The following is a 22,523-nucleotide window of genomic DNA, read 5'->3' as shown; positions in this document are numbered from 1 at the left end:
TTATCCCTTTGCGTCTAAGTCCACCTTCGCCTCGCGGCCCCAGAAGCGCATCGCCCGGCAAGCCCCGATGAACGATGACGCATCGCCTTTCGCGGCGAGTTCGATGCAGGCCTCGTCGAGATCGCCTGCCAGGCCCACTCGCTCGAACAGGGGCATGACCTCGGGCGAATAACCGATGAACTTGCAATGCGCGAAGGCGTCGGTGACGAAGTCCTTCGCCGTGGCGTCTCCCGCCAGCAGCGCCGCGCCGTCGTCCGACGCGATCACCGCGACGGCGTCATAGAGGACCGAAGGGCCGCCATCGATCTTCTGGTTCGCCGGTACCTTGCTGCCGTCGGACAGGGTCGCGCCGCCGATCTTCGGGGCGATGACCTCATAAACGGCCTTCTCCTTTTCGATCGCCGCGACGAGCGCGTTGAACAGCGCGGCCTCCGCTCCGTCGGTGATGAGAATGCCGAGCTTGCGGCCGGCAAAGCTTTCCGGGCCATTTTTGACGATGCTGAGCGGATCCGAAGGCGGCAGGTCGCCGATCACGCTGTTCGCCGCCTTGGCGGGCTGGGGAAGGTCGAGGCCGAGCCCGTCCGCTACGGTGGCCGCAAGGCCCTTGTCGATATGGATCAGGTGCGAGACGACGCGCGATCGGATGTCGGAGCGCTCGCATTTGCTCAGCTCGAACACCAGCGCGTCGCCGATATGCTTCTGTTCGATGGGCGTCTGGCTGATAAAGAACTGCCGCGCCTGGCTGTAATGATCGGCGAAGCTCTCGGGGCGCAGCCGGGCCTTGGGCCCGTCGTCGCTCGCGGCGAAGCTGCGGAAACCGCGCACCGGATCCTCGCGCGGGCCCCCTTCGGCGCCCCAGCTGTTGGGTTCGTAATTGGCGCGCCCCGTGGGATTGCGCATCGCCATATGCCCGTCCTGCTGGAAATGGGCGAAGGGGCATTTGGGCGCGTTGATCGGGATATGGGTGAAGTTGGGGCTGCCGAGCCGCTTGAGTTGCGTGTCGAGATAGGAGAAGTTGCGGCCCTGGAGCAGCGGATCGTTGGAGAAATCGATCCCCGGCGGCACATTCTGGGTCATGAACGCGACCTGCTCGGTCTCGGCGAAGAAATTGTCGACGACCCGGTCGAGCACCAGCCGTCCGATGATGCGCACCGGGACCTCCTCCTCGGGAATGATCTTGGTGGGATCGAGGACGTCGAAGGCGAACGTCTCGGCGAACTTTTCGTCGAAGAGTTGGACGCCCAGCTCCCATTCGGGAAAGTCGCCGCTGTTGATCGCGTCCCACAGGTCGCGGCGGTGGAAGTCGGGATCGGCGCCATTGATCTTGACCGCCTCGTTCCAGGCGACCGACTGCAGGCCGAGCTTCGGCTTCCAGTGGAATTTGACGAAGGTCGAGCGATCCTTCTCGTCGAGCAGGCGGAAGGTGTGGACGCCGAAGCCTTCCATGAAGCGGAACGAGCGGGGGATCGCACGGTCGGACATCGTCCACATGATCATGTGAAAGCTCTCGGGAGTCAGCGAAATGAAATCCCAGAAATTGTCATGCGCCGACTGCGCCTGCGGGAAGGCACGGTCGGGGGCGGGCTTCACCGAATGAACCAGGTCGGGGAATTTGATCGCGTCCTGGATGAAGAAGACCGGGATGTTGTTGCCGACAATGTCCCAATTGCCTTCCCGGGTGTAAATTTTGACCGCGAAGCCGCGCACGTCGCGGGCGAGGTCGAACGAGCCCTTGCTGCCCGCGACCGTGGAGAAACGCACGAAGGCTGGCGTCTTCTCGCCGACGCGCCGAAGAACATCGGCGCGTGTCACATCGGCGAGGCTGTCGGTCAGTTCGAAATAACCGTGCGCGCCATAGCCGCGGGCGTGGACGACGCGTTCCGGAATGCGTTCATGGTCGAAGTGAAAGATTTTCTCGCGGAAGTGGAAATCCTCGAGCAACGCCGGTCCGCGCGCGCCGTGGCGCAGCGTGTTCTGATCGTCCGCTACCGGTCCGCCCTGCGCCGTGGTGAGCGGCTCGATCTCGCCGCCCGCAATCTGGTGGGTCTCGCCGCCGACGCCTTGCTCCTCGACATAGCTCGGCTCAAGTTTCGCGCCGGGTTTAGCGGAGACATTCTTGCGTGAACCGGCGGACTTGTTCTGGCGGGCGGGCATGATGATTCTCTCCATGTTGGACATGGCGGGGAGCAGCAGAATTATGGATAACAAGAGCGTTTTCGACGGCTCCGGCCTTGTGAGATCGTTACGCCCCGCATGGTCGAAAGTTCCGGCAACCCATCTCCTTCGGGTCATTTGCCGCCGACCTGATCGAGCCCCTGATTGCATCCGCAAAGATAAAAAGGTCCGGCATGCTGCTGCCGGCGATTCCGGACCGGACCGCGTGCTCTGCTCGCGGCCGACGTCCGGGCCGGAACAGACGAGGTCGAACTATCGCGAACTGGATCAGTTGGCGAAATAGATTGCCAAGCCTCCATAGATGGCGACAAATGCCATGATCGGGAGAAAGGAACAAATGGCGCCGGCAACTTTGGGTGATGTCTTATACGCCAAGTCCAAGCCTCCGGTGGATGAGCGGGAATGGGTGGCGATTGTCCAATCGATTGCGGTGGGGGATCAACTTGCACTGCATGCGCTGTACGAGAGGGCGCATCGTGTCGTCTTCACCCTGGCGCTGCGTATCACCTCTAACCGGGAAACCGCCGAGGAAGTGACCATCGATGTCTTCCATAATGTCTGGCGCGATGCGACGCTCTACGATGCGGCGAATGGCACCGTGCTCGGCTGGATCATGAACCAGGCGCGTTCGCGGGCGATCGATCGCCTCCGCTTCGAGAATCGCAAAAAGCGTACTCCCGACAATTGCGAGCAACCGGCGGCGGAGCCAGCGCCCGACCCTCACGACATCCTCGAGCTTCGCAAGCAGGGCGAGTCGCTGCGCGCGGCGCTGTCCGTGCTCACGCAGGATGAACGGCAGGCCATCGAAACGACCTTCTTCGCCGGGCTGACATATGCCGAAGCCGCGGTGCGGCTGGATCAGCCGCTGGGGACGATCAAAACGCGAATTCGTTCTGGATTGTACAAGATGCGGCATATGCTGACTGCGGGAGCGGGGGAACTATGACCGGGACCCATAGGGAGCGCTGCGAGCAAAGCGAGCATGTGAGCGCCTATGCCTTGTAGACCCTGCCTGCGGAAGAGATGGCCGCTGTCCGGGTTCATATTGCGTCGTGTGACGATTGCGAGCGGGAGTTGGAGAGCCTGCGGCCGGTCATCGACCGGTTCGTCGCCTGGCCCACCGATGTGCTTCGTCCGACACGATCGCTTCAGGAGCGGCTGGCGCTGCGCATTGCGGAAGAAACCAGCGCGGAGCTGGTGCCACCGCCCGCGCGGCAATGGTCCGAACCGGAGTGGGAGAAGGTCGCGCCGGGGATCGAGTGTGGCCGGCCCCCACCGAGTAGTCCGGGTAGATTGTTAGTGCATTGACGTCTCCATCGCCAGTGTCGGCCGTAGGTGGAGCGAAGCGGAACCGGAGGGCGACACTGGCGATGGAGCTGCTCGCGGCCGACGCCGAACGGCAGCGGATCAGCATGCTGGTCCGCCTTGCACCCGGCGCAAGCTATCCGCCGCACACGCATGCCGGGGTGGAGGAACTGCATCTTCTCGACGGCGAGCTGTGGATCGACGAGCGCAAGCTCTTGCCCGGCGACTATAATTACGGCGCGCCCGGCGCGAGCGACGAGCACGTCTGGAGCCAAACGGGCTGCACCTGCGTCCTCGTCACCAGCACTAGGGATGTCCTGCGGTGAAATGCTCGGCCGTCCAGTTGTCGCGCTTACCGGTGTTCGGAGTGTCTGTTCGTACATAGGAGATTTTTGGCTCGTCAGTCGGCCGGAGTTTCCGTCTCGTTCGTCTTCGCCAGAACCTCGAGCCAATCCAAAAGCTCGCGTTTGACGTTTTAGGGTTATGGACCCGAACTCGGACCCGAAGCGCTGCGAACAAGGCGAGCTGACGAGCGCCTATGCCCTGCAAGCCCAGCCTGTAGAGGAGACGGCGATTGCCCGCGCGCATATTGCGTCGTGCGGCGATTGCGAGCGGGAATTGGAGAGCCTGCGATCCGTCATCGACCGGTTCGTCGCCTGGCCCACCGATGTGCTTCGTCCGACACGATCGCTTCAGGAGCGGCTGGCGCTTCGCATTGCGGAAGATACCGGCGCGGATCCCGTGCCACCGCCCGCGCGGCAATGGTCCGAGCCGGAGTGGGAGAAGGTCGCACCGGGGATCGAGTGCAAGCTGCTCGCGGCCGACGCCGAACGGCAGCGGATCAGCATGCTGGTGCGCGTCGCGCCCGGCGCCAGCTATCCGCCGCACACGCATGCCGGGGTGGAGGAACTGCATCTTCTCGACGGCGAGCTATGGATCGACGAGCGCAAGCTCTTGCCCGGCGACTACAATTACGGTCCGCCTGGCGCGAGCGACGAGCACGTCTGGAGCGAAACGGGCTGCACCTGCGTCCTCGTGACCAGCACCAGGGATGTCCTGCGGTGAAGATGAATCCCGCTCCCCGATCGCGCTTGGCTGGGCGGTCCCCTGCCTTGAACGCAGGAAAAGGGAGCTCGCGGCGGAGGCGGCACCACAGAATTTTTGGATGAAATGGAGAAAATCATGTCCCTGTTAGATTCGGCGCGCGCGTCCCCTTTCATCCAGTCCCTGCCCAGCGAACTGGGCGACGATCTGCTGCTCGATAGCCTCCCTGTCGGCGTGTATGCTTGCGACGCGGAAGGCCTCATCGTCCGCTATAATCGAGCGGCTGCGGCTTTGTGGGGACGCAAGCCGCAGCCGGGTGAACCCGGCGAACGGTTTTGCGGCTCTTACCGACTTCTCGACCTCGGCGGCACGCATATTCCTTCCGCTAAGTGTCCCATGGCCATCGCCCTCACCACCGGCCAAAATTTCCGCGACGAACGCATCCAGATCGAACGCCCCGACGGCAGCCGGATCGTGGTGCTCGTGACCATAAGGACGTTGAAAAATGTCCGCGGCGAGGTGACGGGCGCGGTCAATATGTTCCGCGACGATGGGCTTCCGGTCCGGGAAGGCGTCCGAACGGTCGACCGGGCGGGCGAGTTGGAGAGCGTCCTGCAGGCTCTCCCGGCAGCGATCTACACGACCGACCTCGATGGCAGGATCACCTTTTTCAACGAAGCTGCCGCCGAGCTATGGGGCGTTCGACCAGAACTCCACCGCAGCGAGTTTTGTGGCTCGTGGAAGCTTTATTGGCCGGATGGGACCGCTCTGCCTCACGATCAATGTCCGATGGCGATGGCGTTGAAGGAAGGAAGAGCGGTAAAAGGGAAAGAAGCCGTTGCCGAAAGGCCGGATGGAACACGCGTCCCATTTCTCGCGCATCCTACGCCCCTCTTTGACAAGGCGGGCCGCATGACGGGCGCGGTCAACATGCTCGTGGACATCAGCGGCCGAAAGGAAGCTGCGCTTGCCGTGCAAAGGCTAGCCGCCATCGTGGAATCCTCGGACGACGCCATCCTGTCAAAGGACTTGAAAGGGATCATCACTAGCTGGAACCGGGGAGCGGAGCAGCTCTACGGTTACCCCGGCGAGGAAGTCATCGGACAGCCTGTAGCGATCCTAATACCCGAGGATCGGCGGGACGAGGAACCGAAGATTCTTGCGCGCATCCGCCAGGGCGAACGCATCGAGCATTACGAAACCATGCGCAGGTGCAAGGATGGTTCGCTGGTCGATATCTCGCTGTCCGTCTCTCCCATCATCGATGCAACCGGGATGATCGTGGGGGCTTCGAAGATTGCTCGCGACATCACCGACAGACGCCGTGCGGAAGAGCAGAAAGATCTCCTGCTCCGGGAAATGGACCACCGCATCAAAAATCTGTTCGCGCTGGCTAACGGCATGGTAACCTTGAGCGGCCGTGAGGCGGCGTCCGTATCCGACCTGGTATCGGATCTTCAGGACCGCTTTGGCGCGCTTGCCCGGGCCCATTCCCTGACAATGCCGAACGGCTCGAACAGGGAATCGGAACAGGTCGCGACGCTTCATGCCCTGATCTACAAGGTGACCGAGCCTTATCTATGCGATCAGACCGAAGGCCGTATCACCGTGACCGGGCCGGACTTCCCGATCGGCCCGGCGACGGTCACGAACTTCGCGCTTCTTTTCCATGAATTCGCGACCAATGCGTTGAAATATGGCGCGTTGGCGGTTGCACAAGGAAAGGTACGGATCGAATGCCGCGCCGAAGGCGACAACATCTGCATTGACTGGCGCGAGTATGACAAGCCGGGCGGCAGCGGAGGGCCATCTGAGGATGGCTTTGGCAGCCGGCTTGCGCGGGCAACGATCGAGGGGCCATTCGGCGGCAGCTTTTCTCGCGAGTTCAAAAGCGATGGCCTGGAAATTAGGCTAGGATTGCCACGACATCGCATCAATGGGTGACCGGCTCCCTCTGAAATGAAATCATCGGCGCCGTTCAAATGCGAAATTGACGATGAGCCGCTCGCGCGGCTAGTCTCGCGGCAGCGTCAGCATATGGACGCACCCGAGGATATCGGTCCGCGAATAAGGTTTGCCGATGAATATTGCACCTTCGGGCAATTCATCCGAGCCCGGCTGAAAGCGCCCGGAGGTTATGATAACGCCGATGTCCGGCCAGTCCGCATAAATCCTGTGGGCTAGGGCGATCCCGTCGATCGATCCCGGCATTTCGATATCGGTCAATATCGCGAGAAAGCCGCAATCCGCCCGCAGGATTTCCAGCGCCTCAGACGCACAGCTTGCCTCGAAGACCCTGTATCCGGCATCTTCCAGCATTCCGGCCGCGCTCATCCGCAATATGGCGTCGTCCTCGACCACCAATATCGCCGCGACCGAGGGCGCGGCAGCGTCATTCCCAATCACCCCGACAGTTCCTCCCAGCTTCTTACCGGGTCAATCCACCGCGCCGAGTTTCGTTCCGAGCGATGATTTCTTCAATCTCAAATCAACTCGGTAACCCTCGGGGCGAGACTGTTGTGACGCTCGCGGAGTACGGCCTGCCGCTGAGCGCGCGAATGACGTTTCTTGACGCCCACGGCTCCGCGATGGATAGGGAGCGGACCATAATGCGATCCGTTTTCCTTCTTCCATGGGCAAACGGCTTCTTCCCGCACCGCTTACTAAGGTGGGTCGGTTGTGTGCGTACTGCTCCGTTCCTCTTTGGTCACGCACGCCGCCTTTGTATATCGCGCGTCAGCCGCGCCGTGCTTCGCCGATTGCGTGGTCCCCCCACGTCGCGCAGCGAGAAGCGACACCCAGCCTAATGCGGGCGGAGGCTGCTTCGCTAACTTTCGTGCCGAAAGCAGCCTTACTTCTATCGGCCGGCTCGCTCAGGGGATCGCGTTCGTAGTGCGGATTCGGTTCATGGGTCAAAGCGAAACACTCCGCGATTCCTCGCGGTACTAACAAACTAGCTCACCGATTTCGCCAGAGGCAAGTGGCATAACACCGAAGTCGGCGGACAATTGGTGGAGCGCAATTGTTAATGAAAGCCTGCAGAACGATCCCCCATGCAATTGACATAAGTGTAACTACAGCAGATGCTTAGTAAGCCAAGTGCACACAAAATTGCCTACTACTTTTAGTAGAAAATCTTGTGCATACGTATGTTGCCGTTTCGGCGTCTTTACGCATACATGCCTTGGACCAGCTCACGCCGCGTATTGACGCCAATTCGTGGATGCATTCATGGCGAAATTTATCGTCTCATATTTAAATGTCGCGCGTGTTCTGCGAAGGGCTGCTTGCGCGTGTGAGAGGGATGCGATTGGCAGACAAGTATCTCCGCGGGCCCGACGGCGATCGGCGCAGGCTCTTGGCGGCAGCCGACCGTCGGAGCGGCAATCGTCATCGAAGTGTGTGCCGCATAGCGCGCGTCAGCCGGGCAACGGACATCGGCCTCTGGCTCGTGCGAAACATCTCCAACAAGGGGATGATGCTTCAGACAAGCGTCGATGTCGGGGGCGGCGAAGATGTGGAAATTGCCCTTTCCGAAGACACCGTCGTCACCGGGCGGATAGTGTGGGCTGACAATGGGCTATGCGGAATTGCATTTTCCGAGCCTATCGACGTGGAAGAAACGCTGGCCGATCTTGCGAGGCAGCAGCAATCGGAGGGCTATCGTGCGCTGAGGCTGCCGGTCGATGCGGAAGCAATGCTTATAACTGCGAGCGACGCGTTCCCGATCGATCTCGTCGACATATCAAAGAATGGAGCCGGATTCCGGTGCCGGACCCTGCTCGAGCCCGGGCAGCTTATCAATCTTGTCCTTCCTGGCGACGGCGAGCGGCGCTCTGCTCTCGTCCGCTGGGTAGCAGACGGGCGCGGCGGCTTGTGGTTTACTTCACCGCTCCCAAGACAGGCTTTGGAAAGTGTGGAACGCTTCAGGCCAAAGACATGACGCCTCCAAATTTGGATTCATCCACCGCCCGTGACGTTTCCCTAATCAAATAGTGCTGCAGCGCCCTGGCATTTGTAACGTTGCCTGGCGCGGTGCGACGTGTTCAGCCGTAAGCTGTCGATGAGCAACCCTTCGTCCGCGCGCGGCTTGCGCCGCCATTCGCGTCGGCCGGGGATCGCGGCACTCTTCCTGGCGAAAACGAACGTCGGTGCCATCGCTTTCGATGCGAACGGTGAGTCGGCCGGGCGGGCATGGATGCGGGGCTGGCGGTAACGCCAAAAGATCAGGCATCGCTGGATTAAAGTGCACCCGCCATTCGTTATCCCGACGAGAGTCCGGCGATGATCGCCGCGATAGAGGAGAGCCAGCCCGTGCGCAGAAGTCCGATCGCCGCCGTTATTCTAGCCGCTACGACGCTTTCGATTGCCATCCAGTCCTCCGCACGAGCGCAAGAACTGGAACCCCGTCCCTCGCCGCTTGATGATCAAGCGGCCGAGATTTTCGCCGGGGTGGATTACGAACGGGGAGATTATGGAACCGGCGCGAAAGTCGAAACAGTTTCGACTTTGATCGGTGTCGCTACGCGCACAGGACAAGTGCGGGTGGCTGCTGCCATTCCGTACCTTCGAACCACTGCGCCGGTCGATGTCGTGATCAGTCAGGGTGGCTTGTTTGGCACGCAGTTCCTCGCGGACGACAGCAATCAGACGGTAAGGACTCGCCGCGAGGGACTGGGCGATGCGACTTTGCAGGCGGCCTATGAGCTACCCTTCGCCGGTTTTGCCGCTTCGCTCGGCGGCGGGGTGAAATTGCCGACGGCCTCGCGGGCCAAGGGGCTCGGCACCGGCAAGGTCGATTATGCGGTCAACGCGAGCCTCGCGCGACCTTTGCGCGGCGGGGTCACGCCATTTGCCGCGGTCGGCTATTCGATCCTCGGCAAACCCGAGGGCTTTACGGTGCGCAATACTCTGTCAGCTACCGCGGGAACGCGTGTGGCGCTTTCTGCCGGGACATCCGCGGCGTTGTCCTATTCATACGAACAATCGGCCTCACAGGCACTGGCCGACCGCCAGGGCATCGGCCTTGGCCTTGGCGTTGCGCTGGGACGCAAGTTGCAACTGCGACTTCAGGGCGAAGCCGGGTTGAGCCGGGGCGCTCCCGACATGAAGCTGGGTTTGCAGATCGGCGCGGGCTTCTAGACGGACGCATTGACACCGATTTTCACCGTTCGCTTTCGGGGGTTCTCGATTCCTGCTTTGCCGCCAATCAAGTTTCGGGAAGCACCTGAACTTTGCCAGGCAAAGGCGGCCTCACCGGCACCACGCCGAGGCCGCGGACTCCGGTTTCCGGCAATGATTGTCTATCGACGGGACATTGGACACCCGTCGTCAAGGTGAATCGCGGAAGCCTTCCTTAACCTTTGCGCTCGAAAGAATTCGCATGTGGATCGCCCCGCGCATCTGGTGGAATCGTTACACGTGCGCCGGGGAAACTGTCACCGGCGAGGGGCGGGCGATGCTGCGGACGCGCTATGCCGCGCTGAAGCGCCAGATTCCCTTCATCTATGCGATATCGCTCCTCAACTTTATCGGCTTCCATTTCGCGACGTCGCGGGAATGGCAGGCGTCCTTGTGGCCGGGCAGTCTGCTGATCGCCTTCATGCTGGCCCGGCTCCTGTACTGGATGAAGCGAGAACCCCGCGATCCCGAGCTGGAGGTGATCTTGGCGCGGGTGCGCCCGATGCCGTTCATTGCCGCCATGCTAAGCCTGGCTTTCGGCATCTGGGGGCTTATCGTCTTCGAGAATGGTAACCCCGCCGAACTCGACTATGCGATCCTGTTCGGGAGCCTGACCGCGCTCGGGTGCGCTTACGGACTCGCGAGCTTTCCCAATGTGGCCCGTATGCCGCTTGTCTTTCTTGCCCTTCCGCTGGCCGCGCGCCTGGTGTTCACCGGCGAGGCGGCGCCAGTCGGCCTCGGGCTCTGCCTCATTCTCGTCATCTGCCTCGTCCTTCGGTTGCTCGACACCCATGAGCGCGGGTTCGTGCAGCTTGTGCACACGCGGTCAGTAGTCGAGGTGGAGCGTGCCCGCGCGCTGGAAGCCGAGCAGCGCGCTTTGTCGGAAGCGGCACGCGTGCAGATCATCGCCAACACCGACGATCTAACAGGCCTACCCAATCGCCGGGCCTTCCTCGAAGCCGCCGAAGCATGGGCTGCCTTGCCGGGGGAGAGGGCGGTCGCTGTCGCAATCATCGACCTCGATAATTTCAAGCCCATCAACGATGTTTTTGGCCATATCGTCGGTGATCGGCTGCTCCGGCAGATCGGCGCGAGGCTTGAAACGCTGCGCGGTGACACGGACATGGTCGCGCGCATCGGGGGCGACGAATTCGCGCTTCTCGCCCGCTGCGCCGATGTCGACGCCGCGTGGCAATTGGGGATCGCGATAACGAATGTCCTGCGGCCACCTCTCGTGGAAGAGGACCGGGAGTTTTGCGTGACCGCGGGCTGCGGCATCGCCCTGCTCGGAATCGGGGGCGACGCGTTCGAGGTCGCGCTGATGCAGGCCGATACCGCCTTGCAGGCGGCGAAGCAGCGCGGCCGCGGCGAGGTTTCGGTATTTCATCCGGCGCTCGAAGCGGCGCGCAAGAGCCGCTCGGACATCGCGAATGCGCTGAAGGCCCCCGGCGTGGCCGAGGACATCGGTCCGATTTTCCAGCCGGTCTATGAACTCGCAACGATGCGTCTGCTCGCTTTCGAGGCGCTTGCGCGATGGAAGCATGACACGCTGGGCGATGTCTCGCCGGCGGACTTCGTCCCGATCGCCGAGCAGCTCAATCTCATCGAGCCGATCAACGATGCCTTGCTGATCAAGGCGATGCACGCCGCGCGCGACTGGCCGAAAAGTGTCCGCCTGTCAGTCAACCTGAGCGCGGTCCAGCTCTGCTCGCCCTCCTCGGCCAGGGAGTTGATTGAGAAACTCGCCGAAGCTGGGCTTTCTCCCGCCAGATTGAGCGTCGAGGTCACCGAAACGGCCTTGCTGATCGATTTCGAAGCCGCGCGGTCCAACCTCGCCGTGCTCAAGGCCGAAGGCATCCGCATCATTCTCGACGATTTCGGCGCAGGCTTCGCCTCCATTGCCTATCTGCGCGAGATCCGCTTCGATGCGATCAAGCTCGATGGATCGCTTATTGCCCCCATTATCGATTCAGTCGCCAGCCGGCGTCTTCTCGAAGGCGTCCTGCAGCTTTGCGCCGCACTGGGTACGCCCTGCGTTGCCGAGCATATCGAATCCGAAGAGCAGTTGTTTTTGCTGCGCAAACTCAAATGTGCGCGAGGCCAGGGTTTCCTGCTCGGTGTTCCTCTTGGCGCTCAAGAAGCCGGCGAGCTGGCCGCCGCGACGTGCTTTCCCGAGGCAGCGGCCTACCCCATAGAGCGCTGAGTCTCGCTTCGGCTCTGCGCCACCGGGGCCCCGCCGAAGCCGGCTGTCCCACCTCGGCCGCTTCCTCGTGTCGCCCGGCGACATCCTTGAGTTCGCCCTTGGTAATGCCGCTGATGAGCACATCGCCCGTATCATTAGGGCTGGCGGCGGGATCCGGTCGATCGCAGGCGCAGGATAGCCGGGTCATCTTTGTTGTCGTCCCGGGTTCGTCGGTGAACTCCGGCCGTTCCGGCCGGTTCGCGCATCGGCCGCCGATGGTCAGTCGCCTGCCATGGAGCAATCTGCGTCCGGTTTCTTGACTGGCATTGTGAGAGTGAATCGCGTTTCCTCGTCGCTGGACGATACGCTCATCTTTCCGCCGTGCGCTATGGCAATTTCATTGACGATGAAGAGCCCGAGGCCCAAGCCCTTAGCGCCGCCCGTGACCAGCCCCCTCTCGAAGGGCTGAAACAGCTTTATGTGCATATGCTCGGGGATGGGGTTGCCATGATTGGCGACGGACAGCTGTAAAAGCTTGCCTTCAATTCGGGATTCGAGTTTGATCGGCCTTTCGCGATCTCCATATTTGACGGCGTTGGACAGCAGATTCGAAGCCAGCTGACCTATCCGGTCGGGATCACATTCCACCTCGTCGAGATCGTCGAGAGCGCAGACAATCTTGTGCGCGGGTGCGATTGTCTGAATTTCGTGGAGAACCTGACGCAGCATCGCTTCCAGCTTTGGCTGATCAGGGTAGTCGAGTTGAATACCCGTCCCCAGCCTGCCCATCGCAAAGTCCAGTACATCGTCGATCAAGTCGTTGGCCCTCGAAATGCTCGCCTGCATTTCGTTGAGGATCAACTCGCGTCTTTCGGCGGGCGGCTGTTTACCGAGCAGCCGAATGCCCGCTCCGACCGCCGCCAGCGGATTGCGCAGGTCATGTCCGAGCACTGCGATGAACTGGTCCCGCAATTCGAGCTGGTCATGCTCGGTCTTGAATCGCTCTTCTGCCCTTATCTTTGCCTCGATCAGCGAGCGCTCGAACGTCCTGCGCTCGACTGCCTTGAACAAGGTCAGCCGCGTGAACAGGTGCTCGCCGCTCGGACCACGCTTTTCTCGTGCATTGCCGATAACCGGAATCTTCTCTCCGTGCGCGTTCTGAAGGTCGAGGGCAATTTCATGCACCTCATTCTGAAGTCGCAGCATGGGGGCGAGATGGGTCTCGAAAGCAATCTTGCCGCCAAAGGAAAGGATGTCATGTATGGATTCGCCCACAAGCTCGTCGGGCGAGCGCAGCACCCAGTCCGCCAGCGTCCGATTGATCTTGGCAATGCACGCGCGCGGCGTGATGGAAACATATCCACACGGGGCCGCGTCGTAGAGGTCCAGTAAATCTTCAGCGGGAAGGGGCGAGGAAGTCACGTATCGCTCTCGTTACTTCTTCGGGGGCGCTGAGGTTCGGGCAATGGCCGGTCGCATCGAGCAAGATATATTCGCTGTGGGGGACTTTGGCGTGCACATATTCGCCCACCGCCTCGGGTGCGATGATGTCCTGTTGGCATTGCAGAACCAGGGTTCTTACAGGGATTTTGGGAAGGTCTTCGCGATTGTCGGAATAGAATGTGACCCCGGCAAACTCGCGAGCGATCTCGGGGTCGGTCGCGCAAAAGGACTTTGTGAGCCGATCGCCCAGCTCGGGCCTGTCAGCATTCCCCATAATCTGGGGGGCAAGAGCGGCAGACCAGCCAAGATGATTTTCCTCGAGAAAAATCAGAAGCTCGTCAATCTGCTCGCGTGTAAATCCTCCAGTGTAATCCCCATCGTCGATGTATCGCGGCGAAGGTCCGACCATGACAAGCTCGCTGAACATTTGCGGACGGGCGATCGCTGCTAGGGCGCCGATCATGGAACTGACCGAGTGCCCGACTATCACGGCGTCGCTTAGGTCCAGCGCTTCGCCAATTTCGACAAGATCCTGTGCATAGCCAGCCAGCGAAGCGTATTTTCGGGAGTCGTAGGCCGCGAGATCGGATTCACCCGCCCCGACATGGTCGAACAATATGGTACGATAATCTTCCTCGAACTGGGTGGAGACATCGGTCCACATATGCTTGTCGCATCCGAAACCGTGGGCAAAGACAAGCGCTCGGCTCCCCTTGCCATGCAGCGTCACATTGTTGCGGACTAAGACATCCTGTTTTTCCATATGGTCCGGCTCTATCGTTGAACGCGAGGCTTGCCAAATTGTATTGGCCTGAAATGCTGTTTGACGTTTTGATAGTTGTGCAATGAAGCGTTCGGCGTCTTACAGCACGTGCAAACACGCAGTCATCGGCCTCGGCGGAGCACACCGTTGCACGACGCCAAGCGCAGTGTCTGCGTCCACGCGGGATGACCCCGCCGCGGCGTGCAGACGCCGATGGTCGAATGCATGATCGCTACCTATGTCGGGAATGCCGCCTCGGGGAGCGCGGCGTTCGGGGGACTGCAGCATTCGTGCTGATGGAGGTTACTCATTGCTCTCCGGCGGAGGGGCGACTGTTACCGCGCATCTGACGGTTCGTTTCATCTTGTTCGCGGCCTTCTCGCAATTGGAAATCGTCTCGCGGTTCTGATGTCGCATGTCGGCGGCATCGGAAATCGCCCGCCACGCCTCGGGGTTCCCAACGCGCAGCAAGCGTATCCCAGCTTCCCATATCGACGGTTCGCCGAGCACGCGGGTCGCGACTTTCTCCGGCATACGCCAGCTCTCGGGAAGCGCACGGGCGATCGGACCGGACACGATCGCCCACAACAGACAACCCGCCACAACGCCCCCACCGCCGGTCAGCTTCAGCCACTCTCGCTGCTCGTGCGCCGACTTTGCCGATGCCACCATTCGCCCAAGTTCGCGCACCGCATGGTCGTATCTATTCTCCGCCGCGCCGATCTGCTCCCGGTCAGACTGGCGCGCTTTCCGTGCGGCCTGTTCCATCCGTTGCCCCATGGTCTCCGGCGTCATTTCCATGGCGGGTTTCGCGGCGATGGCGGCCAGCGTCTTCGTCGCCGTGTCCAGGTGCTGCGCCATCTCGCCGAGCGTTGGGTTGTAATCCGGTATATCGATACTGGCTTTTTCGGTCGCGAGATTCTCGACCGCGCGGCGCATCAGCGCAATCTCACCTTCGAGCCGCGAGAACGCCGCTGCAGCGGGATCCACTGGCTCGATTAGCTGAACATCAGTCGTCATCATCCTTCTCCTACATGCCTATTCCGATGCCGAGCGACCGGCTGCGGCCGATGCCCGCAATCTCCGCAAGCTCCTGTCCGATCGGCCGCACCGAGCGCACATCGATCCCAAGCGCGGCCTTGCGAGACCCAAGGATCGATTCCACCTGCGCATCGCGTTCGAGGCTTTTTGCCATCGTGCCCATCTGGCCGCCGATCTTGCGCGCTGCGTCATGCTCACCGTTCCGGCGGAGCGATGCGCGCTGCTGATGGAGCCGCTGCCAGGTTTCGGTGAACCGGTCGGCGCGTTTGGCCGGATCGATGCGGATTTCGGCTTCGAGGCGCATCGCACGGACCGCGGCCTGCGTGTTTCCTTGTGCCGACGGACGAACCAGCTCGGGCTGGCGCTCGAACGCTGCTGCCAGATCGGCGCGGGCGTGCGGCCGAATCGCATCGAGCTCGCTCCCTGCCTTGTCGAGCGCGCTGCGCTGGTGCGCGAGTGTCGGGAAGCCTTTTGCCGCCATGCGGTCGATGTCGGCCTGCGCGCGGGCGTAACGCTCGACCGCGCGCTGCGTGTCATTCGTTCGCAACGTCTCGCGGGGTTCAATACTGGCCCGCTTCACGGTCGGGTTAAATCCGGCGAAGATACTGCGGGCTTTCTCGGGCACTTGCTTCGCAAGCTCGGCAACTCGCTCGCGCAAGGCAATGCCACGCCGCTCGGCGAACGCGCGCGTCGGATCGGTGCGGGCATAATCGCTCGCCATATCCTTGGCGCGCTCACGCGACAGCGTGCGCACCAGCTTGCCCTGATCGGCAAAGTCATCGCGACCGTAATGGATATCGATGCCGTCGCGGTGACGCGACATCGCAACATAGGCGCCGTGGCTGTCCATGCCGGGGGTCGCCAGCACATGGGCGCGATCGATGGTCATGCCCTGCGCCTTGTGGATGGTCGCCGCATAGCCATGGTCGAGGTCGCGATAATCTTTGACGTCGAACGCGACTCGGCGCCCGTCGTCGGTGCGCACGGCCATATGCTGTTCGCTGACACGCTCGATGGTGCCGAGCGTGCCATTCTTCACGCCAAGGCTACGCTCATTGCGCAGGAACATGATGCGGTCGCCGGATGCAAAACTCCGGTCTCCGCGCTCGACCTTGATCGCAACATCTTCGCCAAGATCGCCCGCGGCGCGCATGCGGTCGCGCGAGGCCTCGTTGAGCGATCGAACCTCGTCATTGGTATGGGTGAGGATGATCCGGCTGGCGCCGGGATTGTCCTGCCGGTCGCGGTCCCAACGATCGATCAGTTCTGCGCGCGCGACTTCGCGTGTCGCGGCAGAATGGACCATGCCCGCCTCATCATAGGCGCGGATCGCATCGCCGGTTCGGCCCGTCGCGAGTTCACGGGTTGCCTCTCGCTGCCAAACTTCATGCTGGCGCCGCACCTCGCCGATTTCGACGCCGCCGTGCCGTTCGTGAAGCGAACGGAACGCCGCGCCCGCCTCGATCGATTGCAACTGCTGCGGGTCGCCGACGAGCACGACCTTGGCGCCGGCATCAGCGGCGTGTGACAGGACACGCTCCATCTGCCGTGTGCCGACCATTCCGGCCTCGTCGATGACGAGCACATCGCGTGGGCCAAGCAGATCGCGGCCCTGCGCCCAGCCATGCTCGAGGCTCGCGATCGTGCGCGAGGCGATGCCCGAACCATTCTCCAGGCCCTCTGCCGCGATGCCCGAGAGCGCCGCACCGCGGATCTCCAGTCCGGCACTTTCCCAAGCTTCGCGCGCAACCCCAAGCATCGCGCTCTTGCCGGTCCCGGCGTAGCCGACGACGATTGCGAGATCCTGCCCATTTGTTATATGTTCGAGTGCGGCCTGCTGCTCACGACCGAGCACCAGACCGCCACTCCCGGCTGCGTCAGCGGCTCTCTGCAAAGACGCGGCCGGGAGACCATGACGCGACGGACCGGCGAGCCGATCCGCCGCGAGTTGGAGGCGCTGTTCGGTCTCGATCATGTCGCGCGATGTGAACCGATCCTCGCCGCGTCCGTCCGTGCCGAGCACGATCAGGTCGGGCGATGACCGCACCGCGCTTGTCACAGCATCATACTGCTCGCGCCCGCCGCTGTGCCGATGCGCAAACATGGCAAGATCGCGGTCGGTAAAAGTCGCTTGGCCGTGGGTAATTGCATCGAGCGCCACGCGCGGATTGGCGATGATCCGCTCGCCATTGCGCTGCGCGATATCGCGGTGCTCGGCGAGCCGTTCGGCCTCAAGGCCGCGATCGCCCATGCGCGATGCCGCGGGGCCGATCTTGTCCTGCGGTTCGAGGGCGATGCCCTGCGCTTCGAGACTTCGATGATCGACGCGCGCGTCGATATCGAGTTCGGCAAGCCGCTGGTTCACATGGTCGGCCCAGCGCTCGCGCCATTGCTCGACAAGCTCGGTGCGGTTCCAGTCGCGCACCTTGGCGCCGAAGCCCGCCTCGCCATCTTCCCCGACGACAATCTCGCGCATCGTCAGCATGACGTGCGCGTGGGGTTTAGCGAGGCCATCGGCGCCGATGTCCCAATGCACATTGAGGTCGGCGACCATGCCCTGATCGACAAACTCGCGCTGCACGAAGTCGCGAGCAAGCTCAATGCCCTGCGCCTGGTTCATCTCGCGCGGGATCGCGAACTCGACCTCGCGGGAAAGCTGCGCATCCTTTCGCTTTTCGAACGCCTCGACGTCATTCCAGAGGCGTTCGCGGTCGCGCCACTCATCGGGCGCGTTCTCGGGCAGCAGGACTTCGCTGTGTACGACACCAGACTTGTTGGTGAAGTCATGCGCGCGATCGAGCCGTTCGTCGTGCAACCGCTCCGCGGAGCGATAGGCGGCAGCCGCGACGGCGCTGCGGCCTGCAGCGCGGCTGATGACTTTGACCGAGAGATGGAAGATTGCCATTGCGGCCATCCATCTACACGTCAAAAGCCACGTCGGCACGACGTATAAGCGCGCCCTCACACGGAAAAATCCGCGGAGGGACTAGGCTGTGTCAGACTGTCCCGACGACCTTGCTGCGCATCAGGAGGCGCATCCCTATGATGGGTGCATCACCCCATCATGGAGATACGACATGCGCAAACCTCGCGATATCGATTCGGAACTGAAAGCGCTCGAAGCCAAGGCGAAGACCCTCAAGGAACGCCGTGTTCGCCAGCTTGGCGAACTCGTCATTGCCACCGGCGGCGACCAGATCGACACCGAAATTCTGGCAGGTGCATTGCTTGGCGCCGTTGCGACGAAAGACACGAACGCGAAGGAGGGTTGGCGCAAGGCGGGCGCGGTGTTCTTTCAGCGCGGGGCTCGAAAAGCTGCACCGGGATCTGATCGCGGCGCGGCGAATGACGCGGCGCCTGACGGCCATGCGGCATCGGCTTGAAGCCGTGAAGGCACGAACCGGCACGCGCGAATGGCAGGTAAAGCGCCGCGAGCGCACGCGCCAGCTCATCGAACTTGGCGGGCTCGTCGTAAAGGCCGGGCTGGTCGATCTCGCCGGCGACGATCGGGCAAAACTCTATGGCGCCTTCCTCTGGATGGCCGACAAGTTGCGGAGCGATCAAGGCGAACACGCCGCTGCGCTCTGGCAGCGGCGCGGCAAGCGCGCGTTCGAGGCCGATGCGTTGCCGCGCGAGGGCGCCTATGCCATAGGCGCGCCATGACACAGGAACTGACGGATACGATCCTGCGTGTGGTCGAGCGCGCGCCGCAATGGCTCAAGCGCGATCTCGATGCCAAAGACCCGGTCGCGCGCATCCGCGCCGAAGAATCGCTCGCGGCGATGATCGCCGACGCGTTCGAACGACAGACCGACGCCGCCGCCTGAGGCTATTTGGCCCGGCGCGCGGGCGCCTTCTTGGGCCTGCCGCCGCGGCCCTTTGTACCAAGCCCGATTTCCTTGGCGAGCGCGCGCCGCTTCTCGGCATAGTTCGGCGCGACCATCGGATAATCCTTCGGCAGGTTCCATTTGGCGCGATAGTCATCGGGCGTCATATTGTAGTGCGTCATCAAGTGACGGCGGAGCATCTTCAGCTTCTTCCCGTCCTCAAGGCACACAATGTAATCGGGTTTCACCGACGACCGGATCGACACCGCAGGTTCCTGTTTGACTTCGGGTTCGGCTTTCGTGCCAAGTCCCGACAGCGCTTCGTGTACCGAGCGGATGACGAGCGCTATGTCCGATATCGCCACGCTATTGTTGCTGACATGCGCGGCGACAATATCGGCCGTCAGCGTGACGAGCGTTTCGGTATCTTCCATTTGCGCCTCCGTTGCGATGCTATTTACATAGTTTGCTACCCATCTTCTCCATGCACGTTGGACGGCGCCGCTTCAACCATATCGCGTTGCAAACGCCTTTCGGCATCGCACCAGGGCGCGGGTCATATGCTTTTCTACGGACTTGACGCTGATACCGAGTTCGTCGGCGATTTCGCGGTAGGTCTGTTGCCGGAGCCGGCTCATCAGGAAGATGCGGCGGGTCCGTGGTCGCATGGCGAGCAGCGCCGGCCGAAAGACGCGGCGGATATCAAGCTCTTCCATTCGCCGTATCTGTTCGGGCGGCTGGGCGGCGTCGCACGCCTCATCGAACGGAAAGGTCGCTCCTTCACGGGCCTTTCGGCGTGTGCGCTCGAACACCAGATTGCGCGCAGTGCGAAGCAGATAGGGGCGCGGATAGTCGATCCGGTCGAAGGCCCCGGAACGGAGTACGCGCATGAACGCCTCCTGCGCCAAGTCGGGAGCCGCGTCGCGGCCGACGCGCCTCCGGAAATAGCGCAGCAGCATCGCCTGCTCGGCCCGGCAGAAGGCGTCGAAGGTGGTGGCGGGCGCGGTCATGGCCGTGCGTCCTTGCGATCGCGTGGCAAGGGCGCATCGCGCGACTCGCGATAAAGGGTGATGCCTGCTTCGATCCGGTCGAGGATGAAGGTGTCGCGCTCGGCCTTGGCGATGCGGATGTCGGTTCTGGAATAGAATTCAAGGCCGACTGCACAGCGGTTGCCGAGCTCGCGGTCGATGACATCGCGGGCGCGGGTCCAGCATTCCGCTTCCTTGAACAGCGGATGATTGACGATGATCCAGAACTCGTAATCGGAAAAATTGATCGTATCGTCGTCTTCGTACCAATTCTTCCGCGCATAAGGGCCGATCAGGACGATGCGTCGGATCACGCCCGGCTCGGGCGCCTGCACCGCATCGGGGTCGAAGCAGGCGCGCAGGATGCGCGTGACGCGTTCGACCTCCTGCTGCTTGCGGCGGATGAGGTGGCCGACGCGCGCCATCACGACTTCGCGCGCGTAAACGTCGTTCGCTTTGGGGGTGTTCATTTGCAGCTCGCACAACGGCGGTTCGCGCACTGGTGCGCGAATGTGCAAGCGGTGTCCGCTGTGTGCCGCTAGTGCGGGCTACAGCAACTGCCCGACCCACGGCCGGACCTGCATGATGCCTGGCAGGATGATCCTCGGGATGGCCGCCAGTTATTCCATCCCGTGGGCAGGATCATGCCAGAATCTGGGAGTCTCGACAAGTTGCGGTACGAGCGCAAATCATCACAGAAGCTGTTGCCCAATCTCGCATATCTTGCTCGGCTCGCTGACTGAAAGCGGCCTTGTTAAAGCTCCGCTGCGCTTTCGACTGGAGGGGCGGGCAAGGTAGTCAGCATATCGAGCCGTTTCCATTCGTCATTGCGCTGCCGCATCTCGGCTACCTTGGCGTTCGCATCGTTGCCGAACACGATGTCGGCGAACACCTTGTCGTTCGTATTGCAGTTCTTGGCCCAACCAAGAAAGTGGTTCCAAATGTGGGTTGAATGACCGAGGCAATCCGAAAGCATCAACTGCCCAGTTGCTTCGGCATCGTTTAGGAGCCGCCATGACCCTGGAACCGGATGCCCGCCCAACTCGCAATGAAAGCTATAGTCGGCACTACGGAAGTGACCGCCAGCCGCTTTGCGAAGCTTGGCTGGCGTGAAAAACGAATGCCGTTCTTCGCGTGTGCTGCGAAGCCAACGGCGGCATTCTTCATCGTTCTTTTCGAACGCCCAAGCCAAATATTCAATTTCGACCAGTTGGCGGACAAGTGACGCACCGGCGTAATGACGGCGGCTGTTCACGAGGTCGGCGCAACCCGATACAAGTTCGCTCGCAATTCGTAGCAGCATCGAAACCGCGACCACGGCGTCATCACCATGACCAAACGGTGAAACGCCATCACGCCTGTCGGCACCAAGTATATGGCCGCAGACGAACAGCTTCTCGCCCAGGCTCTTGAAGGTATCGGCGGTGAATGCCGCAAAATTTGACCGTGCAGTAATACTCGGCGGATCAACCGCCGCTCGTCGAATAGCTTCGCGTGGTAAATCGAGATCTATATTGGTCACGCCACCTCATACCGAACGAGCCGCCAACTTCAAAGCAGCGATGCGTTCCGAACAAACCTCATGGACCACGCGACCCAATTCCTCGACGCGTGCGTCGAGCCAGGTCAACTCTTCTTCACTGATCCGGTAATGTTTTGAATACCTTGCCTTCGTGTAGGCTTCCTTCAGTTTCTGGAACATTGCTCGCTCGCTGCGATTGCTCTCCGGCCAAATGCCATGAAGGCGCCGGTCAAGCCCTTCGGCTAGTGATCGAAGGAACGCGATGTTATGATTGTAGGGCGTGTAGTAAGTCAGCGTCAAAAGTAGACAAGAGTAGAGCCGCTCGGTTGTTTGATGAAAATCGAATGCAGCGTCTTTGAGTAACCCTTCTCCCAGCGCGTACTTCGCCAGTTTTTGGCGTGACATCGCTCCCGACATGCCGTCTTCAAAATATTCTCGTGCCGCCGCCAACGCTTGTTCCGGCGTCTTCGGCTTGGGCGTTGCAAGGTCCCGGTCGTCGGCCTCATACAGTGCGATGCCGTCCTTCGCGACCTCCATGAAGAAGACGCGGCCATGCGCGAGTCCATCGTTCACCTCGTGCAACGAGTGAACGATGAAGTTGACCGGCGTGCGCAGCGCCTTCTCGATGGTATAGGTGCGAATAAGCCGTTCCTCGGCCTTGGCCCAATAGGCGGCGCGGTCGGTCAGCTCCTTCTGGCTGACGATGACGAGAATATCATAGTCGGACTTATATTGGTTCGCCGACAGCGGCGCATCGACCCAATCGCCGCGGGCGTGGCTGCCGAACAGGATGATCTTCAAGATGCGGGCGCCCTTGCGGCGTCCGGTCGCGTTTTCGGTCGCCTGACCGAACTCGTCGAACAATATCTCGACGATACGCTCAAGCTCGCGCTGCTTGGCGGCAGGAAGATGATCGACGTCGGTTCGCATTCCTCAAGAATCTTCGGGCAATGCCCGTCACTTGGCAAGAACAGATTGCCCGGCGCTTTGCGCCGGGCGAAAAAATCTGGAG

Annotated in this window: 21 protein-coding genes and 1 pseudogene; 10 read left to right on the top strand and 12 right to left on the bottom strand. The window is 61.7% G+C overall.

Annotation, left to right across the window (positions count from 1 at the left end; translation table 11 throughout):
* The gene (locus HDC29_RS15445; protein ID WP_179499179.1) at window positions 1-2,154 is read right to left on the bottom strand and encodes a catalase; all 2,154 of its coding nucleotides are present in this window, start codon (window positions 2,152-2,154) and stop codon (window positions 1-3) included.
* Between the two features lie 322 nt (window positions 2,155-2,476).
* On the opposite strand from HDC29_RS15445, the gene HDC29_RS15440 reads away from it, so the two are divergent.
* Complete coding sequence (locus tag HDC29_RS15440) at window positions 2,477-3,121, top strand: sigma-70 family RNA polymerase sigma factor (protein ID WP_179499178.1); 645 nt, start codon at window positions 2,477-2,479, stop codon at window positions 3,119-3,121.
* A 350-nt stretch (window positions 3,122-3,471) separates the two neighbouring features.
* On the opposite strand, the pseudogene HDC29_RS15435 reads toward HDC29_RS15440, so the two are convergent.
* A pseudogene (locus HDC29_RS15435) lies at window positions 3,472-3,561 on the bottom strand (integrase catalytic subunit); the annotation flags it as partial.
* Here HDC29_RS15435 and HDC29_RS15430 point away from each other — a divergent pair.
* The 3 genes from HDC29_RS15430 to HDC29_RS15420 all read left to right on the top strand — a co-directional run bounded on the left by HDC29_RS15430 (window position 3,546) and on the right by HDC29_RS15420 (window position 6,468).
* Window positions 3,546-3,806, top strand: a complete 261-nt coding sequence (locus HDC29_RS15430; RefSeq protein WP_179499177.1) for a cupin domain-containing protein — start codon at window positions 3,546-3,548, stop codon at window positions 3,804-3,806. The pseudogene HDC29_RS15435 and the gene HDC29_RS15430 overlap by 16 nt on opposite strands.
* Before the next feature lie 157 nt (window positions 3,807-3,963).
* The gene (locus HDC29_RS15425; protein WP_179499176.1) at window positions 3,964-4,545 is read left to right on the top strand and encodes a cupin domain-containing protein; all 582 of its coding nucleotides are present in this window, start codon (window positions 3,964-3,966) and stop codon (window positions 4,543-4,545) included.
* A 117-nt stretch (window positions 4,546-4,662) separates the two neighbouring features.
* Window positions 4,663-6,468 (top strand): PAS domain S-box protein, encoded by a 1,806-nt coding sequence (locus HDC29_RS15420; RefSeq protein ID WP_179499175.1) that lies wholly within the window; start codon window positions 4,663-4,665, stop codon window positions 6,466-6,468.
* A 69-nt stretch (window positions 6,469-6,537) separates the two neighbouring features.
* On the opposite strand, the gene HDC29_RS15415 is transcribed toward HDC29_RS15420, so the two are convergent.
* The gene (locus HDC29_RS15415; protein ID WP_373562819.1) at window positions 6,538-6,885 is read right to left on the bottom strand and encodes a response regulator; all 348 of its coding nucleotides are present in this window, start codon (window positions 6,883-6,885) and stop codon (window positions 6,538-6,540) included.
* An 898-nt stretch (window positions 6,886-7,783) separates the two neighbouring features.
* Here HDC29_RS15415 and HDC29_RS15410 point away from each other — a divergent pair.
* The 3 genes from HDC29_RS15410 (at window position 7,784) to HDC29_RS15400 (ending at window position 11,908) form a co-directional block, all read left to right on the top strand.
* Window positions 7,784-8,467, top strand: coding sequence for a PilZ domain-containing protein (locus HDC29_RS15410; RefSeq protein ID WP_306455592.1), 684 nt, complete (start codon window positions 7,784-7,786; stop codon window positions 8,465-8,467).
* A gap of 341 nt (window positions 8,468-8,808) precedes the next feature.
* On the top strand, window positions 8,809-9,666 hold the full coding sequence (locus HDC29_RS15405; protein WP_179499173.1) for a transporter: 858 nt from the start codon (window positions 8,809-8,811) through the stop codon (window positions 9,664-9,666).
* 241 nt (window positions 9,667-9,907) lie between these two features.
* The gene (locus HDC29_RS15400) at window positions 9,908-11,908 is read left to right on the top strand and encodes a bifunctional diguanylate cyclase/phosphodiesterase (protein ID WP_179499172.1); all 2,001 of its coding nucleotides are present in this window, start codon (window positions 9,908-9,910) and stop codon (window positions 11,906-11,908) included.
* A 258-nt stretch (window positions 11,909-12,166) separates the two neighbouring features.
* Here HDC29_RS15400 and HDC29_RS15395 read toward each other — a convergent pair whose 3' ends face one another.
* The 4 genes from HDC29_RS15395 to traA form a co-directional block, all read right to left on the bottom strand.
* Complete coding sequence (locus tag HDC29_RS15395; RefSeq protein ID WP_373562818.1) at window positions 12,167-13,309, bottom strand: sensor histidine kinase; 1,143 nt, start codon at window positions 13,307-13,309, stop codon at window positions 12,167-12,169.
* Window positions 13,284-14,093 carry an alpha/beta fold hydrolase gene (locus tag HDC29_RS15390; protein ID WP_179499171.1) on the bottom strand — a complete coding sequence of 270 codons (810 nt, stop codon included), beginning with the start codon at window positions 14,091-14,093 and terminating at the stop codon, window positions 13,284-13,286. The genes HDC29_RS15395 and HDC29_RS15390 overlap by 26 nt, the downstream gene beginning before the upstream one ends.
* Window positions 14,094-14,396: 303 nt before the next feature.
* A complete protein-coding gene (locus HDC29_RS15385; protein WP_179499170.1) occupies window positions 14,397-15,116 on the bottom strand; it encodes a DUF6118 family protein in 720 nt (239 codons plus the stop codon).
* A gap of 7 nt (window positions 15,117-15,123) precedes the next feature.
* Window positions 15,124-18,039 carry a Ti-type conjugative transfer relaxase TraA gene (gene traA / locus HDC29_RS15380; protein ID WP_179499169.1) on the bottom strand — a complete coding sequence of 972 codons (2,916 nt, stop codon included), beginning with the start codon at window positions 18,037-18,039 and terminating at the stop codon, window positions 15,124-15,126.
* A 172-nt stretch (window positions 18,040-18,211) separates the two neighbouring features.
* On the opposite strand from traA, the gene HDC29_RS15375 reads away from it, so the two are divergent.
* The 3 genes from HDC29_RS15375 to HDC29_RS15365 are packed head-to-tail and all read left to right on the top strand — an operon-like array spanning window position 18,212 to window position 18,961.
* Window positions 18,212-18,517: a conjugal transfer protein TraD gene (locus HDC29_RS15375; protein ID WP_179499168.1), complete on the top strand. Its 306-nt coding sequence runs from the start codon at window positions 18,212-18,214 to the stop codon at window positions 18,515-18,517.
* Between the two features lie 4 nt (window positions 18,518-18,521).
* On the top strand, window positions 18,522-18,797 hold the full coding sequence (locus tag HDC29_RS15370; RefSeq protein WP_373562817.1) for a conjugal transfer protein TraD: 276 nt from the start codon (window positions 18,522-18,524) through the stop codon (window positions 18,795-18,797).
* Window positions 18,794-18,961 (top strand): hypothetical protein, encoded by a 168-nt coding sequence (locus HDC29_RS15365; RefSeq protein ID WP_179499166.1) that lies wholly within the window; start codon window positions 18,794-18,796, stop codon window positions 18,959-18,961. Before HDC29_RS15370 ends, HDC29_RS15365 begins: the two co-directional genes overlap by 4 nt.
* 2 nt (window positions 18,962-18,963) lie before the next feature.
* Here the strand turns inward: HDC29_RS15365 and HDC29_RS15360 are convergent, their stop codons facing one another.
* The 5 genes from HDC29_RS15360 to HDC29_RS15340 form a co-directional block, all read right to left on the bottom strand.
* The gene (locus HDC29_RS15360; RefSeq protein ID WP_179499165.1) at window positions 18,964-19,395 is read right to left on the bottom strand and encodes a MucR family transcriptional regulator; all 432 of its coding nucleotides are present in this window, start codon (window positions 19,393-19,395) and stop codon (window positions 18,964-18,966) included.
* Between the two features lie 72 nt (window positions 19,396-19,467).
* Window positions 19,468-19,971: an RNA polymerase sigma factor gene (locus HDC29_RS15355; protein WP_179499164.1), complete on the bottom strand. Its 504-nt coding sequence runs from the start codon at window positions 19,969-19,971 to the stop codon at window positions 19,468-19,470.
* Window positions 19,968-20,459 carry a hypothetical protein gene (locus HDC29_RS15350; RefSeq protein WP_257018322.1) on the bottom strand — a complete coding sequence of 164 codons (492 nt, stop codon included), beginning with the start codon at window positions 20,457-20,459 and terminating at the stop codon, window positions 19,968-19,970. The genes HDC29_RS15355 and HDC29_RS15350 overlap by 4 nt, the downstream gene beginning before the upstream one ends.
* Window positions 20,460-20,743: 284 nt before the next feature.
* Window positions 20,744-21,511 carry a hypothetical protein gene (locus tag HDC29_RS15345; RefSeq protein ID WP_179499163.1) on the bottom strand — a complete coding sequence of 256 codons (768 nt, stop codon included), beginning with the start codon at window positions 21,509-21,511 and terminating at the stop codon, window positions 20,744-20,746.
* A 6-nt stretch (window positions 21,512-21,517) separates the two neighbouring features.
* Window positions 21,518-22,441, bottom strand: coding sequence for a HEPN domain-containing protein (locus HDC29_RS15340; protein ID WP_179499162.1), 924 nt, complete (start codon window positions 22,439-22,441; stop codon window positions 21,518-21,520).
* Between the last annotated feature and the right edge of the window lie 82 nt (window positions 22,442-22,523).

Source organism: Sphingopyxis sp. JAI108 (assembly GCF_013410105.1).
GTDB classification, from domain to species: domain Bacteria; phylum Pseudomonadota; class Alphaproteobacteria; order Sphingomonadales; family Sphingomonadaceae; genus Sphingopyxis; species Sphingopyxis chilensis.
Note: the sequence above shows the minus strand (reverse complement) of the source record. Positions and strands in the feature narration are given on the sequence as shown.

What these genes read in the sequence shown, in the direction of transcription:
- HDC29_RS15445 (WP_179499179.1), bottom strand. Translation starts at nt 2,154, where the DNA reads ATGCCCGCCCGCCAGAACAAGTCCGCCGGTTCACGCAAGAATGTCTCC.
- HDC29_RS15440 (WP_179499178.1), top strand. Translation starts at nt 2,477, where the DNA reads ATGGCGACAAATGCCATGATCGGGAGAAAGGAACAAATGGCGCCGGCA.
- HDC29_RS15430 (WP_179499177.1), top strand. Translation starts at nt 3,546, where the DNA reads ATGGAGCTGCTCGCGGCCGACGCCGAACGGCAGCGGATCAGCATGCTG.
- HDC29_RS15425 (WP_179499176.1), top strand. Translation starts at nt 3,964, where the DNA reads ATGGACCCGAACTCGGACCCGAAGCGCTGCGAACAAGGCGAGCTGACG.
- HDC29_RS15420 (WP_179499175.1), top strand. Translation starts at nt 4,663, where the DNA reads ATGTCCCTGTTAGATTCGGCGCGCGCGTCCCCTTTCATCCAGTCCCTG.
- HDC29_RS15410 (WP_306455592.1), top strand. Translation starts at nt 7,784, where the DNA reads ATGTCGCGCGTGTTCTGCGAAGGGCTGCTTGCGCGTGTGAGAGGGATG.
- HDC29_RS15405 (WP_179499173.1), top strand. Translation starts at nt 8,809, where the DNA reads ATGATCGCCGCGATAGAGGAGAGCCAGCCCGTGCGCAGAAGTCCGATC.
- HDC29_RS15400 (WP_179499172.1), top strand. Translation starts at nt 9,908, where the DNA reads ATGTGGATCGCCCCGCGCATCTGGTGGAATCGTTACACGTGCGCCGGG.
- HDC29_RS15390 (WP_179499171.1), bottom strand. Translation starts at nt 14,093, where the DNA reads ATGGAAAAACAGGATGTCTTAGTCCGCAACAATGTGACGCTGCATGGC.
- HDC29_RS15385 (WP_179499170.1), bottom strand. Translation starts at nt 15,116, where the DNA reads ATGATGACGACTGATGTTCAGCTAATCGAGCCAGTGGATCCCGCTGCA.
- traA (WP_179499169.1), bottom strand. Translation starts at nt 18,039, where the DNA reads ATGGCAATCTTCCATCTCTCGGTCAAAGTCATCAGCCGCGCTGCAGGC.
- HDC29_RS15375 (WP_179499168.1), top strand. Translation starts at nt 18,212, where the DNA reads ATGCGCAAACCTCGCGATATCGATTCGGAACTGAAAGCGCTCGAAGCC.
- HDC29_RS15365 (WP_179499166.1), top strand. Translation starts at nt 18,794, where the DNA reads ATGACACAGGAACTGACGGATACGATCCTGCGTGTGGTCGAGCGCGCG.
- HDC29_RS15360 (WP_179499165.1), bottom strand. Translation starts at nt 19,395, where the DNA reads ATGGAAGATACCGAAACGCTCGTCACGCTGACGGCCGATATTGTCGCC.
- HDC29_RS15355 (WP_179499164.1), bottom strand. Translation starts at nt 19,971, where the DNA reads ATGACCGCGCCCGCCACCACCTTCGACGCCTTCTGCCGGGCCGAGCAG.
- HDC29_RS15350 (WP_257018322.1), bottom strand. Translation starts at nt 20,459, where the DNA reads ATGAACACCCCCAAAGCGAACGACGTTTACGCGCGCGAAGTCGTGATG.
- HDC29_RS15340 (WP_179499162.1), bottom strand. Translation starts at nt 22,441, where the DNA reads ATGCGAACCGACGTCGATCATCTTCCTGCCGCCAAGCAGCGCGAGCTT.